This is a genomic window from Rheinheimera texasensis, assembly GCF_964031785.1.
Classification (GTDB): Bacteria; Pseudomonadota; Gammaproteobacteria; order Enterobacterales; family Alteromonadaceae; genus Pararheinheimera; species Pararheinheimera texasensis_A.
The window spans coordinates 484,985-502,294 of record NZ_CAXIRE010000019.1 but is presented as its reverse complement, the minus strand read 5'-3'; the positions used below and the strand labels follow the sequence as shown (position 1 = coordinate 502,294).

The window sequence follows — 17,310 nt, the reverse complement described above, 5'->3', positions numbered from 1 at the left end:
GCAAAATAGCCGGCAACTGCAGCGCGAAGCGAAGCTGATTACCGGCACAAAACAATTAAGAACCAAATTTCAACCGGACTCCGGCGTTAACAATAAAGCCGTCATTGCGTGACCAGATATCAGTGGTCCACTGCCCGCTGGCCGCTCGGTTTGGCAGCAGCATCGGGTGCTCATCAGTTTGCCGGACATCCAACAGGTTTTCCAGGTTGATAAACCAGCTGAATTGACCCAGCGTAATTTCGCCCATCAGCCCCAGATGCCAATAAGGTTTGGAGTAGTCCATAAACGGGTTGTCGTTTAAGCGTTGTTTGCCGGTGTAATAGGCTTCAAAACCAGCCCTGAAGTTGCCATGTTGTTCCCACATCGCCACAAAACCGGCGGAATGCTGCGGTGTCAGCGCAATGTCACGCCGTTTGGCATTCGATTGACTGGCGTCAGCTGCTTGCTCTGTCGCATCCAGATACAGATAACTGGCGGTGAGTTTCACGTCTTGCCAGTAATAACGCAGCAGCATTTCTGAGCCGCGAATTTTACTTTTCCCCGCAGCATTCACCAGCCGCACCCGGTCTGGCAGACCACTACCACCAACCGTAAAAGCTTCAAGCTCGGTGACATTGTCGACGTCGGAGCCAAATAAAGTCACACTAGTTTCGATGACATCCACGGTATAGGTGATGTCCAGAGATGCAGTCTGCGCCGATTCCTCTGCCAGCTCGCCAAGCGCTTCGAGGCGGGATAAACCAGCCGCTTCGATTTCTTCGACAAAAGGTGTCGGGGCAAAATAACCACGGCCATAAGAGGCTCTGACGGTGACATCGCCCGGACGATACAACAAGGAAATTCTGGGGCTAAATTGGCGGCCAAATTCATTATGTTGCTCTAAACGTGCGCTGAGCGATGCGGTCAGCTCCGGGGTTAACACATAATCCAGCGCAGAAAATAACCCCGGCACTTTGTACGCGTAATCAAACAGGGGAAAGGTGTCAGAAGTAAACTCGTCCGCCTGATAGGCCGCACCTATCACCCAGTCGGTGTTGGTGCTGTAACCGGCCATGCTCGATTCGAACAGGTAACTTTGATGCTGGTCGTCTTCGATGAGCGTCCCGTAGCCATGCAGATGCTGTTGTTGCATGGCCGAGGCCCGGCTGTTGAAGGTGAGCGTTTCCGACAGCGGCATGTTAAATACCAGGCCGGCGTCAAACCGGTCAGAATCCTGAGTTTGCGAAAATGCCGTACCGTCTGACACTGTGCGCCCGGGCAGGGTGCCGCCACTACGCTGCTCGGTCATCACACCGACCGTGCTGTACAGGGTTTGGCCGTTGTCGCCTTGCCAATACACACGTGGCCGCAGGGTGTAACGCTCGGCACCGGCCAAATCAATCCAGCCATCCTGATCAATGTCCGTTACCGCCTGATGATGTGCGCCGACGGTGACAGAACCCTGTAAGTCGTCGGTCAGCGGGCTTTCAAGATAACTGGTGAAATCCTGGCCATCGCGGCTGGTTGCGTTCAGGAGTGCTTCGCCTTTCAAGCTATCGCCGGGTTTTCGTGATACTAAATTGATCACTCCACCAAGCGCTGAGCCACCATACAACGAAGAGGCAGAGCCTTTGATAATTTCAACACGCCCCAAATCGGTGGGAGGAATTTGCAGCAGGCCAATTGAAGACGCCTGATTGCCATAAAGCGGCAGGCCATCCGCCAGCAACTGGGTATAACGACCTGATAAACCTTGCAACCGGATATTGGCACTGCCTAACGCCGGTGAGGTGGTTTGTACTCTGACACCTCCGGTTTCTGCCACCAGCATCGAAATGTTGCCCGGACGCATTGCGGCCTTTTCTTCAATTTCTTCGTGATTGATAAGTTCAACCCGGATCGGTTGTTCATCGGCAATCCGGCCAGAACGGCTGGCTTGTACCACTATCCGTTCAACGTCTTCTTCGTGCTCATGTTCATGCTCATGTTGATCATCATGATGCGCTTGCTCGTTCGCATGATGCTCGTCTTCATTGGGGTTGTGGCTGGAATTAGCCACTGGCTTAGTCTGACCCGGCGTTGTCACTGATGAATGATGTTGCTCAGATGCGGTTGTCGCCGGTAAAGCCGCGGCTTGTACATCTGCCGCCTGCATTACTGAAGCGAGACCAAGCGTGCACAGTAAGGTGGTGGCCTCAGCAGTTTTTGACTTTTTTTGCATGTGATTGGGCTCTCGTGCAGTAGCGCCGCAACTTTTTTGAGCAGTGCTTGAGCGCGCTGTTTTAAGGTAAAGTTAAGCCTAAAGGTTCCAGCCACAGGAAGGTCAAGGTGAAAATAAGCGAACTGGCACAAACCGCGCACATTCCGGCGAAGACCATTCGCTATTATGAGAGTGTCGGTCTGATAAAGCCCCCGCAACGCGAAACCAACGGGTATCGCTACTACCAATTGCGCGATGTCGAAACGCTGATATTTATCCGGCGTTGCCGCGAGCTGAATATCCCGATTGAGGATATAAAACAGTTAGTTGCGGTAAAGCAAAACCCTGAAGCGTCCTGTGCAACCGTCGACAACATTATTGTTGAGCAGCTGGCCAGAGTCCGGCAATTGCAGCAGGAACTGGCATTGCTGGAGCACACGCTGTCACTTTTAGTGACTTCATGTAGCAGTGATACCATCCAGGATTGTTGTATTTTGCAAAGCCTCCAAAGCAGTAAATAAAAAAACCAGATAAAGCTCTGTGCACTTAGCGGGCCTGGTTTTCCATTTTGGCAAAGAAGCCGCTTGCCCGCCGCTATCCAGTCCCAGGCACTCGTTGTTGCACTGTACTTTGATGTTCAGATCAAGCTGACGGTTTTCGCCGTGACAGCGCTGGCAATGGCGCGGCATAAGGCGTTAAAGCTGTCGGCTTTCAGGCTGCCGCTGCCGACTAACACGCCGTCAATGTCGGGATATCGCAGGTATTCAGCCGCGTTGTTGCTGTTGACACTGCCGCCGTACAGGATGCGAATTTGCTGACAGTCTGCCGCGCTGTACCAGTGCTGCAGCAACTGGCGCAGCTGTTGATGCACCTGTTGTGCGTCCGGCGCCGATAACGGCTGGCCAGAACCAATGGCAAAGACCGGTTCATACGCCAGCACTAAAGGCCCGGGCGCGGGCTGAGGGTCCAGCACTTCCGCCAGTTGTTGCCACAGCACGGCAAAAGTCTGGCCTTGTTGGTGCTGTGCGGCGGTTTCGCCGACACAAAGCACCGGCGTGATGCCTTGCTGCCATAATGCCGCCAGCTGAGCGCGTCGCGAGTCGGCCGTTTCCAGCAGCCACTGCCGGCGCTCGGAATGCCCAACCAGCGTATAAGTCACGCCGAATTCACTGAGCATCGCCGCAGACACTTCACCGGTATAAGCGCCGCCGGTCCAGGCCGACACCAGCTGCGCGCCTGCCAGTACCGGGCTTTGCAATGCGGCGCGTTGCTGCCTGAGTGTTGCCAGATACGGCAGCGGCACGCATAACACGCGGCTGATAGCGGTCAGTTCAGGCACGTTGACCTCGCTCAACCACTGCTTCAACGTCTGTTCACTACCCTGCTGTTTCCAGTTTGCCATGACCAATTGAGTTCTGGTCATCATAAAATCCTTGTCAGTCACCTAATTATCGTATAAATACTATATAACGAATTAACACGACACAAGCATGCCCGGAGACGTTTTTGTTTGAGATCAGCACAGCAGCAGGATTGGTGGTAAACATCAGCGCTACCGGCGCCACGGTTTGCTCTATCCGCTTGGACGGCCAGGAACTGACGTTGGGCTATGACAGCGAAGCTGCTTATGCATCAGACCCTTATTATCTCGGCAGTACCGTCGGGCCTTATGCTAACCGCATCGACAACGCCGGCTTTCAGCTCGGTCAACAACAGATCAGGCTGACCGCCAATGACGGCGCGCATTGCCTGCATGGCGGCAAGGCTGGCCTGAACCAAAGACAGTGGCAGCTCGAAGCGCAGCAGGCAGACCAGCTGACCTTGAGTTGCCGTGCTGCAGCGGGTGAAGGTGGTTTTCCGGGCAATCGCGAGTTTCGCTGCCAGTTTCGCGTCACTGCGACTGAACTGCAGTTGCAGTTCGAAGCGACAACCGACGCGCCCACAGTGCTGAACCTGACCAACCACTGTTATTTCAATCTGGACCCTAAGGCCGGGCCGGTTGATCAGCACTCTCTGCAATCGCCGCTGTTACAGCTGTTGGAGAAAGACGGCTGCGGTATTCCGACCGGGCGTTTGTTGTCTTGTGCCGAACAATACCCGCAGCTGGCGACAGGCCAGCTGTTGCAGGAATTGTTTCGCCAGCATGGCGCGCTGGACCATTGTTTTGTTGTGCCGCACGGCGAACAGCAGCTGCAAACCCTTGCCACGCTGACATCGCCAGATCAGCAACTGAGCCTGACCGTACTCAGCGATTTACCCGGCCTGCAGATTTATAGCGGCGACGGTTTAGGCGCGCCTTTTTTGCCGCGCCAGGGCATTTGTCTGGAAGCGCAGTATTGGCCAGACGCACCGAACCAGCCGGATTTTCCAGCAACATTGCTGCTGCCGGGGCAAATCTACCGACAGCAGATTATTTACCGTTTTGCCCGCCAAAACGGCGCAGATTCGAATGATTAATCAGATAAAAAAGTTGCAGTCACCGTAACTTTGCAGTATTTATATGATAAATATTCTAATAAGAAGTTTTTTTTAAAAACACAACACAAAGACAGGGGAGTTCGATGATGACCAGAGCGAATCCATTCGCGTTTAAACATTCGGCGGTTTGCCTCGCCGTGGCCGGTGTGCTCAGCACCTATTCGGCAGCGGCACAAACCACCACGGCAGATGCGGCCAAAGCCCAGCAAACTGAAGTTGAAGTGATTGAAGTCCGCGGCATCCGCAGCAGTCTGAAAGCGTCGATGCAGGACAAAAAAGAATCCAGTCTGGTGTCAGACGGTATCGCGGCAGAAGACTTAGGCAAATTTCCGGATTTGAACGTGGCGGAGTCGCTGCAACGCATCACCGGCGTGTCGATTGACCGCAGCGGTGGTGAAGGTCAGGCGGTGACTATTCGTGGTTTTGGCCCACAGTTCAACACCGTGTTAGTCAATAACCGTCAGATCGCGACCGACAGCAATGGCCGTGAATTTAACTTCGACATTCTGGCGGCTGACCAAATCACCGGCGCTGATGTATTCAAAAGTAACAGTGCCCGCCTGCAGGAAGGCGGTATCGGCGGTACAATCAATGTCAAAACGGCACGGCCGTTTGATTATGATGATTTCCGCGTTGCCGGCTCTGTTAAAGGCATGTACGAAAGCCTGTCTGAAAAAACCTCGCCAGCAGCCTCTTTATTAGTGACCCGTAACTGGGATGATAAATTTGGTGCTTTGTTAGCCATCAGCCATCAGAAACGTGATGTGCAGATCAACCAAATCGCCACCGCCGGCTGGCGCGGCGGTCAGACTATTTCCAACAAACGCGATGGCGTGTTGTTTACCAATGCTTATATCCCGCGCAACTGGGACCAGATTATTGACCAGCAGGAACGGACCCGCGACAACGCCAGTCTGGTGCTGCAATATGCGCCGTCAGAAGATGTCACTGTGACAATGGATGGTTTGGTGTCCCGTTTTGAAGTGGATTCAACTGTGACAGATTTGGCGTCCTGGTTTGAACCGGACCGCGTCGGCAGTGCGACTATCGACCCAACGACCGGCACTTTATTGACCTTCTCGCAAGATGTGGGCTTGCATCAGGGCAGCGGCGACCCGGCGACAGATTTTGTGTCACATACCCGCAACTCACGGGATATCAGCACCAATGCCTTTGGTCTGAATGTCGAGTGGAAAATCAACGACCAACTGAAAGCGAATTTTGACGCCTCAACGTCAAACGCTGAAAACGACCGCGCCGGCCGCGACCGTTTTAACGTGGTCGGCATGATCAACAGCTATGCATTTGACGGCACCGGCTCTGTACCAACCGTGAAACACAATGGTTTTGGCGGCAGCACTTTGCCTTCGACCAGCCTGGCGCGGATGCACTATAACGAAAAAGGCAATCAGTTCAGTGATGAAGACGAAGTCACTGAATTAAAAGCTGATTTTGAATACGTGGCTGAGAAAGGCGTGTTCCAGAAAGCCAACTTTGGTGCTTATCGTCAGGAGCGGGAAAAATCCAGCTTCCAGATTTACGGCGGCCAGTGCTTCTACTGCGGCTATGCGTTACCTGCGCCGGTCGATACCATTAAATTCCAGCCATTCACTGCGAAGAACTTCTTCCCGGGCCTGATCAATACCTTCTACAGCTATGACGGCGATGCCGTAGTGAAATACCTGGCTGACACTGGTCATCCAATCACCACCACGCTGCAGAACAACCGTTACACCATCAACGAAGACGTGACCAGTCTGTACATGGACTTCACGCTGGCGTATGACCTCGGTGATATGCCGCTCACGGTGAACCTCGGTGCGCGTTATGCCGAAACGTCGGTGGATGTCGCGGCTGTGCAAAGCTTTGTGGTCGACATAGTACCGACCGCTGATGCGACCTTGTTCCAAAACGTGTTAGGCGCTGCGACCAACATCAATCAGGGCACTAAATATGCCAACCTGCTGCCAAGCCTGAATATCAAGCTGGAAGTGCAGGACGACATGATTGTGCGTTTTGCCTCTTACGATTCACTGACCCGTCCGACTATGGGCCAGATGTCACCAGCGACCACATTCAACGAACCGCGCCGGCAAAACCTGACGGCTAATGGCGGCAACCCGGCACTGAAACCGTTCCGGGCTGAGAACTGGGACCTGGCTTACGAATGGTATTACCAGGACGCCAACATGTTCAGCTTCACGGTATTCAACAAAGAGGTTGAAGATTTTATCGTGACGCTGACCGGTCAGGAAACTTACAACATGACTGCGCGCAAAGGCCCATCTTACAACTGCGTCAGCTCACCACTGTGTAGCAGCAGTGTGGTGCCAACGACAGCAGAACTGAACGGCTCGAGCGAAGTTTATACCGTCAGCCGGCCACAAAATGGTGAGTCGGCCCGCATCACCGGTTATGAAGCTGCGCTGACGCACATGTTTGACAATGGCTTTGGTGTCACGGTCAACGCCACTGTGGTCGACAGCAACCTGAACGTTGGTGCTGACACCACGCAGAGTTTTGCACTGGAAGGTTTAGGTGATTCGCAGAACTTTATCCTGTTCTACGAACAGGGTGACTATCAGGCCCGTATCGCGTTTAACAACCGTGAAGCCTTCCTGCGTCAGCTCGACAACGGCTTTAACGGCGAACCGATTAACACTGAGCGTTTTGGTCAGTGGGACATCAGCGCCAGCTATGACGTGAACGAGTATCTGACCGTGTTCTTCGAAGGGATCAACATCACCGAAGAAGAACTGGTGCAGACCGGTCGCTTCAAAAACCAGATTTACTCTGTTGAGGATAACGGCTCCCGCTATGCGGTAGGTGTGCGAGGGGCATTCTAAGTCCCGTTCCTGTGGCTGGGTCCTGGTGACCCAGCCTTTTTTTGATTGTGAGACTACAGTAATTTCACTGTTGGCTCGTGGTCAGGATCGCGCAATACTGCTGTACTCGCGTTTAAATCGGGTTCCTTATGACACAAGCTATCACCAAAATTGTGGTGGTGGGGGGCGGCACCGCCGGTTGGCTGGCGGCCGCACTCATTGCCTCTTACCATCAGCAACCGGATGGCCCGGCGTTATCAATCACGTTGATTGAATCGGCCGATATTCCGACCATTGGCGTCGGTGAAGGCACCTGGCCGACGATGAAAAACACCCTGCAGCAAATCGGGTTGTCCGAGAAGGACTTTTTCCGCAGCTGCCATGCCGCTTTTAAACAAGGTGGCAAGTTTGTGAACTGGTGCGAAGGCACCGGCGATTTTTATTACCATCCTTTTACCGTACCGCTCGGTTATGGCCGGCTTGATGTGGCGCCTTATCTGGCAGATATCCGCGACTATGCCCGCCAGTCCAATATGCAACATGAACTATGCGAAGCCGGCAAAGCGCCGCGCCCGGTCAGCGAAGGCGAGTATCAGGGCCCGCTGAATTATGCTTATCACCTCGACGCCGGCGCTTTCGCCGACGTGTTAAAACAACATGCCAAAACCAAACTCGGTGTGTTGCACCGCGTTGCCACCGTCGAGCAGGTGCTGCTGACCGACGATGCGCAGATCGCCGGTTTAAAACTCAATGATGCTGCGTTGCCTGTCACCGCAGATTTGTATATCGACTGTACCGGCATGGCGTCTTTGCTACTGGGCAAAACGCTGCAGGTGCCGTTTTTGTCGGTCGAACATCAGCTGTTTAACAACAGAGCGCTGGCGCTGCAGGTGCCTTACGACAGACCCGACGCACCGGTTGCCAGCCACACCATTGCCACCGCACAAAACGCCGGCTGGATTTGGGACATTGGATTGTCGCACCGGCGCGGCACAGGTCATGTCTATGCCAGTCAATTTTTAAGTGATGACGAAGCGGCCGCCAATTTACGGCGTTATGTCGGCGCGGCAGCTGCAGATTTAGAACCGCGTTTAATCAAATATCAGACCGGCTATCGCGAACGCTTCTGGCAAGGCAATTGTGTCGCCATTGGTTTGTCGGCCGGTTTTGTCGAGCCGCTGGAAGCCACCGCCATTATGCTGGTCGAAGTGTCGGCGCGTTATGTCGCGGAAAATCTGCCGGCAGATCAAAGCCTGATGCCGCTGGTGGCAAAACGTTTTAATACGCAGATGCGTTATCGCTGGCAACGCATTATTGATTTCCTCAAGCTGCACTACATGCTGACCAAACGCCCCGAACCTTATTGGCAGGCGCATTTGGATCAGGACACCTGGCCTGAGTCTTTGCAGGAAGATTTGGCGGTCTGGCGTTATCGTGGCCCGGCGGTCAGTGATTTCCAGGGCCCGCTGGAGTTGTTTCCGGCCGCCAGTTACCAGTATGTGATGTATGGCATGGGCTTTAAGCCGGATTTTTCCCGCCAGGCACATCTGTACCGGCAACAGGCGCAGGCAGAGCAAATTCTGCGGCGTAATCAGCAGCTGACGCAGCAATTGCAGCAAAGCCTGCCTTCAAACCGGGAATACCTGCAGCGCTGGCTGGCGCAAGAGAGCATGGTTCAAGGACGCATGCCTCAAGGGAGCATGTCATGAGCCGTTTTCTCACACCGCCGCAACTGGCCGCGCAACAACTGGGTGTAGTGCCGGACGCGGGCTTTGTTTACGCCGCGCGCGCGCATTTATTGCCGCTGACCGTCGCCGATGTCAGCAGTATGGTCTGTGATTTCCCGGTACTGCTCAGCCGCAACAGCGAGGATGGCACGCTGATGCTGTCTGCGCTGTGCAGCTTTGTTCCGGGGCAGAATTTACTGGCGGATGCACAGGGTTGGCATGCGGTGTACCGGCCTATGGTGCTGCAGTCCTACCCCTGTTATTGCCTGTTGCAGGACGGCCAACGCCAGTTTGTGTTTGCCGCCGATCCACAGGTATTGCAACCGACAGCAACGCCACTTTTCGCGCAGGACGGTACGGCCAATGCCAGAGCACAGCGGCTGATGCACAGTGCGCAGGAGCTGTATGAGCAAGAACGGCGCACTTATCTATGTTTGCAGCAATTACAGGCGCTGAAGTTACTGAGAGCTATTGAACTGCAATTACAGCCGGAACAAGGCGAATTGCAGCGCATCCGTGGCCTGATGACCCTTGATGAAGACCAGCTGCATAGCCTCGATGCCACCACGTTAAAAACGCTGCAGCAAAGCGGCAGTCTGCAACTGGCGCAGAGTCTGCTTAATTCGTTGTTGCAACTGAACCGGCTGATCCAGCGTCACAACCAAAAAGCAGCGCTTGGCCAACCTGGTTTCCAGCGAATTCAGCAGCTAAAAATCGAAATCGACCGCGATAGTGGATTTATGTGATACCGCGCCTGCTGGCCGGTATTTTTTGCGAGTTTTCCCGGAGAGATGTTATGTCAGATAGTGTGTTGCAGACTGCGGTCTTTGTGTTGGTGTCTGCACTGATAGGGTTGTTGACCTACCTGAAATGCCGAGGTAAGTCAGACCGTAGTGGCTCGCAGAACCGCGAGTATTTTCTGGCCGGCAGTGGTCTCAGTTGGGTGTTTGTGGCGGGTTCCATCACACTGACCAACTTAAGTACTGACCAGCTGGTCGGCATGAATGGCAACCAGATGGCGCTGCTGGCGGTGTGGGAATTCTCCGCCATTATCGGTCTGATTATTCTGGCCAAAGTATTTATCCCGGTGTACTACCGTTACGGCTGCACTACGACCACCGAGTTGCTGGAACGGCGTTATCACAATAAACATATCCGTGCGGTGATTGGCGGTTTGTTTTTCCTTGGGAACGCGTTGATCTACATGCCTGCGGTGATTTATTCCGGTTCGCTGCTGATGCAAACGATGTTTAAAGTGGATATTCCGCTGATCCAAATCGCGGCAGTGTTTGCCTTAGTCGGTGCAGCTTACGCATTTTTTGGTGGGCTGCGCGCGGTGGCTGTGTCGGACACTTATAACGGCGTGCTGGTGCTGGGCATGGCGTTACTCATTACCTTCCTGGCGCTGTATGCCATCAATTTTGACTTCAGCGGTATTCCGGCCGAGCGGCTGACGTTAATCGGCGATGAGAATTCGCCGGTGCCATGGCCGACTTTGCTGACCGGGATGATTTTTATCCAGATGTATTATTGGGGCACCAATCAAACTATTACCCAACGTGCGATGGCCGCTCCCACAGTGCAGGAAGCGCAAAAAGGCGTGTATGCCGCCGCCATCATCCGCTTTTTGATTGTGCCGGCCATTGTAGTGTTACCGGGCATTGTGTCGTACAAACTCTATGGCGATATCGGCGACAGCGCTTATGGCCGCCTGGTCGGCGACCTGTTACCACCAGTGCTGATTGGTTTATTCGCAGCAGCAATGGCCGCTGCAGTACTGTCGACCTATAACAGCCTGCTGAATTCTGCCACTGCACTGTATGTCTGTGATATTCACGAAGCTTATGTCAGCGGCAAGCCGGATGTGGTGAAACTGAGCGCATGGGTGACGCTGTTATTAAGCGCGCTGACGCTGATTTTAGTGCCGGTGTATCAGCAGGCCGACAGCATCATCAATTTACTGCAGCAGCTCAACGGCCTGCTCAGCATGCCAATTTTGTCGATTTTTATTGTTGGTCTGCTGTTTAAAGATGTGGATGCGCGCGCGGCTATTATCGCCGTGATTTTTGGTGTGTTGTTCTACGGCAGCCTGACCTTTGAATTCTCCCCATTCTACAGCACTGTGCATTATATCCATCTGATGGCGGTGACGTTGTTCAGCTGTGTAGCGGTGGCCCTGCTGAGCAACAGATTTATCTTCGGCAAGCAACACCGCTGGGCCGGCAAAACCCTGGAACTGCCTGCATCGTCGTAGGCAGATGGCTCCGTTAGCCGGCTTAGGCCGGCTTTTTTTATGCTGAAAACAGCTGTTAGCTGGTTCATGCTGCGGGCGTCTGCTTATGTACAGAAATCACCGGTACGGCGACGTCGCACAAAAAATTTTGTATCCTGCCTACACTGCCTAAATGTTATTGGTGCGTAGATTGTTTGTGTATTTCTTTGCGTAAGCAGATAGCATGGCAGTTATCAGTACGATGTGTGCGTGCGGTTTGTGGCCAGCCCAAATTGATAGCGAATGATGATACGACGGTGGGGCCAAACTTATGCTTTTGGCAATGCAATCGGTAACAGCATCGTAGGCCATATCAAACAGGAACAGGACCTGAGCGAATATATGCGCAAGCAGGGCTTGGATCCAAATGACAAATCTGCCCGTGATGTGCTGAAGCACTATCAAAAGACTGTCACTAATCCAAATGCTACAGATGAGCAGTATGATGCGGCTGAAAGTGCATATGAGGACCTGATGTGGTCAAGTGGGGCGAATGGTTCACCATTGCAGGCATCAACCGGGGTTGCCGCTTACCTGACCGACTCACGCCGGATGGACCCGTTGTTCCAAGGTGAGGGTGTGCTGGATGCCTCCGGTTTACCGCTTAGTTTAACTGGCCCGGGTCAGCGCGACAGTTTGCTGGATTTGGCCACCGGTCCAACCAAGTATTGGGTCAAAGGTGTGAACAGCACGAATGAGGCAGACCGTTATGAGAACGGCGTGCCGGTGTACAATGTCACTGGTCGTTATCAAGACTGGGGTACACCGCTTGACCCGAATACGATGGTCGCAGCCAAGGCTGTTGCTCAAGGCGTTGCCGCACAGGCACGAGCTTCAAAACCAGCTACGACAGCCGTAGTTGGTGCCAATACGCCAATGACTTCGGTAAATTATCAGCAGAACTACATCAATAACAGGAAATATGACCCAATTATTGCCAAAGCCGCTGCTGAAAATGGGATAGCGCCGGAAGTGCTGAAAGCTAAGTTAGCACTGGAATCGAGGTTCGATCCTGAAGCGACAAAGGGAGCTTATGTAGGGATTGCGCAGTTTGATAAAGATACTGCAATCGGCCAAGGCCTAGTTGTCAATGGGAAGATCGATGAACGTTTAAATCCTGAGCTAGCAATACCAGCGGCAGCCCGTTATTTAGGTGATCTTAAAAATATGTATAGCCCTAATGCACTAACGGATAATGATGCGACTCGTTTTGCGTTAGCTGCATATAACATCGGTTTTACTAAAGTAGACCTTCAGTTAGAACTCGCCAAGCCGTTTATGGTGAATGGCAAGGTTCCATACAATCACCAGAGCATGTCATTCCACAAAGGCACTTATGTTCCAAAAATCATGGGTTTACAAGGTGATATTGGCGCGTTGGCAGGCATGTATAAAAATGACTTTTTACGAGGAAAATAATGATTAAACCATTCATTGTTCTTGTCTCTGTTTTTGGTTTTTCCGCCAATGCGTTGGAGATCAAACGTTTTGGCAATCAGGGTCAAATCAAAGCTGACTTTTTACAGCGAACAGCAGACATGTCGCCTAGAGCGGCGGGAATGATAAAAAACAATACATATCGTATTAACCATGAAGAATTGGATACCAATGGTGATGGAAAAGCTGATGTGCAGATGTGGGGCATGGCTGATTTAGGCCGCCCCAGCCAAAGGAGAGTATACCTCTGTGCCAGCACTGAAAAAGATTGCAGCAAAGGTGGTTATTGTTATGCCGGTTATTTTCCGGGGCCTGAGATAGATAAAGGCATCCCGGATTTAAAGTGCAAAGAATAACCTGTTCTTCGAATGTGAAGTGAGCAAAGCCCCTCCGTGAAAACAGGGGCTTTGTTTTACCCGATGCCTTTGGCAATGCAATCGGTACTCGCTCGGACACCTTCGGATTGAAACCCGATTAAACAGGATAGGGCACAAGCCAGTCTGGCCGCATTCCAAAGCAAAAGGGAAGCGAGGTTGATCAGCAAGGTGTGACGAACACAAAGATGCAATCTATGCCACTCGGTGGTATAGTTTCGGCATAAAACGAGGGCGCCATGCACGTCTATAAATCAAAGTGGTTTAGCAAATGGGCCGACAAAGAGGATTTAACTGACAGAGACTTAGCCTTGGCGGTGCAGGAAATGGCGAATGGGCTGATTGATGCCGATTTAGGTGGCCATGTGATGAAAAAGCGTGTGGCACTGCATGGTCAGGGAAAAAGTGGCGGTGCCCAGACCTTGCTGGCGTTTAAGCTTGGTGATAAAGCTTTTTTTATCTTCGGTTTTGCGAAAAACCAACAAGACAATATCAGCCCTAAAGAGCTAAAAGCTTTAAAGGCGTTGGCAAAACAAATACTGAATTACACGTCTGCGCAGTTAAAAGTGGCGCTAAATGCGGGTGAGTTTATTGAGGTGAAATGTGATGAGTAACAGTATCTTAGATGCAGTTCATCAGACCGCACAGGGGCTTGCAAAAGCGGGTGTGATGGACGTAAGAACTATGCGCGAATTTGATGCTTTGTGCCTGCCCGAAGTCGAGCACTATGATGCCGCCGCTATCAAAGCGATTCGTGAAAAGGCCCGGGTCAGCCAAGCGGTGTTTGCGGCCTATTTAAATACCAGCCCATCGACGGTCCGGGCCTGGGAGCAAGGTGGCAAAAGCCCGAAAGGCGCGTCATTGAAGCTGCTGAACTTAGTGGCTCACAAAGGATTAGAGGCGCTGGCTTACTGAGCAAACTCTGAAAGTAAGACCGCGTAGATGAACAGATAACAGGCGGAGCCTGACCACTGATACACAGGGACAGTCACACATGATAAAAACGGTTTTTGCAGCAACGCTTGCTGCATTTTTGACTTTTAGCGCACCCACATCAGCACAATTTAGTTATGCACCAACTTCCAGAGATGATGTTGGTTTATATCTCGGCGGCCAAATCTGGCGGAGTGAAGCAAGTGGCGTGTTGGGAGCAGAACATACGCGCGTTGATTTTAATTTAAAAAAACAACAGCAAATCAACTACTTTATTGACGTTAAACACCCTGTTTCTGCGCTGCCTCATCTGCGTATTTCCACTACCCAACTGGATACTTCAGGTCAAACCACGTTGACGCAACAGTTTGGCTTCAACGACAAGACTTTTCCTGCTGCGGCTAAAGTGGAAACCAGCTTCCACGTCAGTTATATCGATTACACCTTGTATTATGCATTGTTTGATAGCGAAGACTTTTCCTTGGAGTTGGGCTTCAGCGCCAGAGATTTGAATGGGAATGTGACGGTCGCCGGGACTACAAAAAGTTCTGATGATACTTGTAATGACCCTAACCCTTCGCCTGACAGTCCTTGTACAGATACGGGAAATAATGCGATTTCCAGTGGGACAATAAAAACAGACGACATCAATCCGATGTTGTTTGTAGCGACCAGTGTCGGCTTGTCGTCCACTCAGTTAAATCTATTTGCCCAAGCGGATGTTTCATTGCTCAATGACCATCGACTTGCGGATTATCAACTGGGCTTCAGTTACGATCTCCACAAACTGATGCGGGTAGATCTGCAGGTGACCTTCGGTTATCGGGTCGTGAACATGGCATTCGACAATTTAAACAGCTTATATACCGACCTTGAGTTTAAAGGTGCTTTTGTTGGCATGATTGCCCACTTTTAAACGCGAACCCGCGAAAAAAACCGGCGCTTTGGCGCCGGTTTTGTTGGGTAAACTGCCGTGTCAGCGGTAAATCGCGACGCCGTAGCCGTCCAGTGTGGCGTTGCCGAGCAGCCATTGCGCGCTCGCCGGTGCCGTAACTTTGCTGGGCTTGGCGCTGTAATTAAACAGGAAGGTTAAGCCGCCCCGGCGTGCCAGCCGCACGTCGTGCGGCAATACCACAGTCTCGACACCGGCCTGTTTCAGTACATCGGCAAACAGCGTTTTGAGGAAGTCGTCACAGCTGACAGTGGCGACATAGACGGCGCGTTGATGCTGCGCGGCGGCCGGCAGACCATCGTGATAATGCGCCAGTACCTGGCAAGATGGCGGCACTTCCAGTTCTTCGCGCCAGCACTGGCTCTGATATTGTTTTTGGCCGATAAACAGCGGCTCGGCGCAGTCGGGCCGGATGGTTTCCACCGACAGCACTTTGACCGGGATCAGCGCCTGTAACAAACCCGGCGCTAATTGTGGCACCAGCTGGAACTCGGTGGTTTTGCTGCCGGTGCGCGGGCCAAACACCAGCCAGGCGCCGCTATCCTGACACCGTTTGACAAACTCAGGCCGTACCACTGGCATACAAGGCACCAGCACCAGTTTGTAGCCGGTTAAATCCTGCTCCGGCGAGACAAAATCGACATCCACGCCCAGCTGGCGCAGCGCCGAATACCAGGCAAATTCAACTTCCTGCTGATTAAAACTATCGCCCTGACGTTCGATTTCACAGACCCACTGGTTTTCGGTGGTGCTGACCATTGCCACGCTGGCTTTCACCTGCTGCTGCAGCAAGTCCGGGCACAGTGCCAGTTCGCGCACCAGCTGCTCAATTTCCGGCCAGGCGGCGGCTTTGGAATTGTCGATACGTTTGAGGCCGGCATGCATTTGTTCCTGGGCAAAAGGTGCCTGACGCCAGCGGAAGTAACTGACCACATCGGCGCCGTGGGCAAAAGACACCCAGGACCACAACCGCACCATGCCAGGTTCAGGCCGCGGATTGTGTTTGGCCCAGTTCACCGGGCCTGGTTGTTGTTCCATGATCCAGAAGTGTTTGCCGGTCAGGCCACGCGTCTGGTCAAAGTAGTAACTGGAAAAATCCGGGTGACCGGTGCGCATATAAGGTTTAAACATCGCCGCGCCGCGCTTGGCAAAAAACAAATCTGAGCGGCCGAGCGGGTAGTTGTCGAAGCTGGCAAAATCGAGCGGCTTCGCCAGTGCATAGTTGTCGGTCTGGGTGTCGACCATCGGAATAAAGTTGTGGGTGACAAAACGGCCTGGCGCATGGGCGCGAATGATCCGCACCATCTCGTCGTGAAACCGGACCACCTGATCAGAACTGAAGCGGCGGTAGGCCAGCTGATGGGCCGGATTGGTTTCAGTGACGGCGAGGATTGGCAGCTCGATTTCACCAAAATGACGATATTCCATCGACCAGAACACATTGCCCCAGGCGCTGTTCAGTGCGTCGATGTCGGCGTAGTGCTGCTGGCACCAGGCGCGAAACGCGATGAGTGCGGCTTCGGACCCACTGTGCGTGGTGTCGTGGCAGGCCAGCTCGTTGTCGGTTTGCCAGCCAACGACCGCCGGATGTGCGCCATAACGTTCGGCCAGCACAGTGGAGATGCGCATCGCTTCGCGGAAATAATCCGGGCTGGAGAAATCATAATGGCGGCGGGAACCAAAACCGCGGCTGTGGCCGGTTTTGACGTCAACCGGCAGGATCGACGGATACAAATCAATTAACCATTTCGGCGGCGTGGCGGTTGGTGTACACATCACCACTTTTAAACCGGCGTCGGCCAAAGTGCTGATGGCGCGGTCCAGCCAGTCAAAGCGGTACTGACCCGGGCTTGGTTCCAGCCGGGACCAGGCGAATTCGGCGATCCGCACATAACGAATGCCAAGGCCATACATTTCTGCCGCATCCTGCGCCCAGATAGATTCCGGCCAATGTTCCGGGTAATAACAGATTCCTAACATCATATGCTCCTGCCAGATAGTTGCTGTGCGGTGCCCTGTGGCAGCGTGGCGGCATGGCCAGACCAGCATGACCGAACTGCGTTGCAGCGGGCGATAAAATTGTTTTGTATGATATATAGTATTTGTTGGCGATTCTATAGTTTAATGTACGCT

The 17,310-nt window shown here is 52.8% G+C and carries 14 protein-coding genes; 11 read left to right on the top strand and 3 right to left on the bottom strand.

The window, feature by feature from the left end:
- Positions 1-55 precede the first annotated feature (55 nt).
- The gene (locus ABNT34_RS10705) at positions 56-2,200 is read right to left on the bottom strand and encodes a TonB-dependent receptor (protein ID WP_348731443.1); all 2,145 of its coding nucleotides are present in this window, start codon (positions 2,198-2,200) and stop codon (positions 56-58) included.
- A gap of 107 nt (positions 2,201-2,307) precedes the next feature.
- Here ABNT34_RS10705 and ABNT34_RS10700 point away from each other — a divergent pair, with 107 nt between their 5' ends.
- Positions 2,308-2,700: a MerR family transcriptional regulator gene (locus tag ABNT34_RS10700; RefSeq protein WP_348731441.1), complete on the top strand. Its 393-nt coding sequence runs from the start codon at positions 2,308-2,310 to the stop codon at positions 2,698-2,700.
- A 116-nt stretch (positions 2,701-2,816) separates the two neighbouring features.
- Here the strand turns inward: ABNT34_RS10700 and tpiA are convergent, their stop codons facing one another.
- A complete protein-coding gene (gene tpiA, locus ABNT34_RS10695; RefSeq protein ID WP_348731439.1) occupies positions 2,817-3,602 on the bottom strand; it encodes a triose-phosphate isomerase in 786 nt (261 codons plus the stop codon).
- 83 nt (positions 3,603-3,685) lie between these two features.
- On the opposite strand from tpiA, the gene ABNT34_RS10690 reads away from it, so the two are divergent.
- From ABNT34_RS10690 to ABNT34_RS10645, 10 genes are all read left to right on the top strand, one after another.
- Positions 3,686-4,636: an aldose epimerase family protein gene (locus ABNT34_RS10690; protein WP_348731437.1), complete on the top strand. Its 951-nt coding sequence runs from the start codon at positions 3,686-3,688 to the stop codon at positions 4,634-4,636.
- A gap of 104 nt (positions 4,637-4,740) precedes the next feature.
- A complete protein-coding gene (locus ABNT34_RS10685) occupies positions 4,741-7,503 on the top strand; it encodes a TonB-dependent receptor (protein WP_348731435.1) in 2,763 nt (920 codons plus the stop codon).
- Positions 7,504-7,631: 128 nt separating this feature from the next.
- Positions 7,632-9,191 carry a tryptophan halogenase family protein gene (locus tag ABNT34_RS10680; RefSeq protein ID WP_348731433.1) on the top strand — a complete coding sequence of 520 codons (1,560 nt, stop codon included), beginning with the start codon at positions 7,632-7,634 and terminating at the stop codon, positions 9,189-9,191.
- Complete coding sequence (locus ABNT34_RS10675; protein ID WP_348731431.1) at positions 9,188-9,955, top strand: SapC family protein; 768 nt, start codon at positions 9,188-9,190, stop codon at positions 9,953-9,955. Before ABNT34_RS10680 ends, ABNT34_RS10675 begins: the two co-directional genes overlap by 4 nt.
- A 50-nt stretch (positions 9,956-10,005) precedes the next feature.
- Positions 10,006-11,463: an SLC5 family protein gene (locus ABNT34_RS10670; RefSeq protein WP_348731429.1), complete on the top strand. Its 1,458-nt coding sequence runs from the start codon at positions 10,006-10,008 to the stop codon at positions 11,461-11,463.
- Positions 11,464-11,724: 261 nt separating this feature from the next.
- Positions 11,725-12,900, top strand: a complete 1,176-nt coding sequence (locus ABNT34_RS10665) for a transglycosylase SLT domain-containing protein (protein WP_348731427.1) — start codon at positions 11,725-11,727, stop codon at positions 12,898-12,900.
- Positions 12,900-13,274, top strand: coding sequence for a hypothetical protein (locus ABNT34_RS10660; protein WP_348731425.1), 375 nt, complete (start codon positions 12,900-12,902; stop codon positions 13,272-13,274). The genes ABNT34_RS10665 and ABNT34_RS10660 overlap by 1 nt, the downstream gene beginning before the upstream one ends.
- Before the next feature lie 257 nt (positions 13,275-13,531).
- Positions 13,532-13,906 carry a type II toxin-antitoxin system RelE/ParE family toxin gene (locus ABNT34_RS10655; protein ID WP_348731423.1) on the top strand — a complete coding sequence of 125 codons (375 nt, stop codon included), beginning with the start codon at positions 13,532-13,534 and terminating at the stop codon, positions 13,904-13,906.
- Entirely contained in the window at positions 13,899-14,207 is a 309-nt protein-coding gene (locus ABNT34_RS10650; RefSeq protein WP_348731421.1) for a DNA-binding transcriptional regulator, read from the top strand. Before ABNT34_RS10655 ends, ABNT34_RS10650 begins: the two co-directional genes overlap by 8 nt.
- 79 nt (positions 14,208-14,286) lie before the next feature.
- Positions 14,287-15,141, top strand: coding sequence for a hypothetical protein (locus tag ABNT34_RS10645; protein WP_348731419.1), 855 nt, complete (start codon positions 14,287-14,289; stop codon positions 15,139-15,141).
- A 60-nt stretch (positions 15,142-15,201) separates the two neighbouring features.
- Here ABNT34_RS10645 and ABNT34_RS10640 read toward each other — a convergent pair whose 3' ends face one another.
- Positions 15,202-17,157, bottom strand: coding sequence for a beta-galactosidase (locus ABNT34_RS10640; protein ID WP_348731417.1), 1,956 nt, complete (start codon positions 17,155-17,157; stop codon positions 15,202-15,204).
- Between the last annotated feature and the right edge of the window lie 153 nt (positions 17,158-17,310).

Bases quoted from the DNA above. Each gene is read 5' to 3' on its own strand.
- ABNT34_RS10705 (WP_348731443.1), bottom strand. From the start codon at position 2,200: ATGCAAAAAAAGTCAAAAACTGCTGAGGCCACCACCTTACTGTGCACG.
- tpiA (WP_348731439.1), bottom strand. From the start codon at position 3,602: ATGACCAGAACTCAATTGGTCATGGCAAACTGGAAACAGCAGGGTAGT.
- ABNT34_RS10685 (WP_348731435.1), top strand. From the start codon at position 4,741: ATGATGACCAGAGCGAATCCATTCGCGTTTAAACATTCGGCGGTTTGC.
- ABNT34_RS10680 (WP_348731433.1), top strand. From the start codon at position 7,632: ATGACACAAGCTATCACCAAAATTGTGGTGGTGGGGGGCGGCACCGCC.
- ABNT34_RS10675 (WP_348731431.1), top strand. From the start codon at position 9,188: ATGAGCCGTTTTCTCACACCGCCGCAACTGGCCGCGCAACAACTGGGT.
- ABNT34_RS10670 (WP_348731429.1), top strand. From the start codon at position 10,006: ATGTCAGATAGTGTGTTGCAGACTGCGGTCTTTGTGTTGGTGTCTGCA.
- ABNT34_RS10665 (WP_348731427.1), top strand. From the start codon at position 11,725: ATGATGATACGACGGTGGGGCCAAACTTATGCTTTTGGCAATGCAATC.
- ABNT34_RS10660 (WP_348731425.1), top strand. From the start codon at position 12,900: ATGATTAAACCATTCATTGTTCTTGTCTCTGTTTTTGGTTTTTCCGCC.
- ABNT34_RS10655 (WP_348731423.1), top strand. From the start codon at position 13,532: ATGCACGTCTATAAATCAAAGTGGTTTAGCAAATGGGCCGACAAAGAG.
- ABNT34_RS10650 (WP_348731421.1), top strand. From the start codon at position 13,899: ATGAGTAACAGTATCTTAGATGCAGTTCATCAGACCGCACAGGGGCTT.
- ABNT34_RS10645 (WP_348731419.1), top strand. From the start codon at position 14,287: ATGATAAAAACGGTTTTTGCAGCAACGCTTGCTGCATTTTTGACTTTT.
- ABNT34_RS10640 (WP_348731417.1), bottom strand. From the start codon at position 17,157: ATGTTAGGAATCTGTTATTACCCGGAACATTGGCCGGAATCTATCTGG.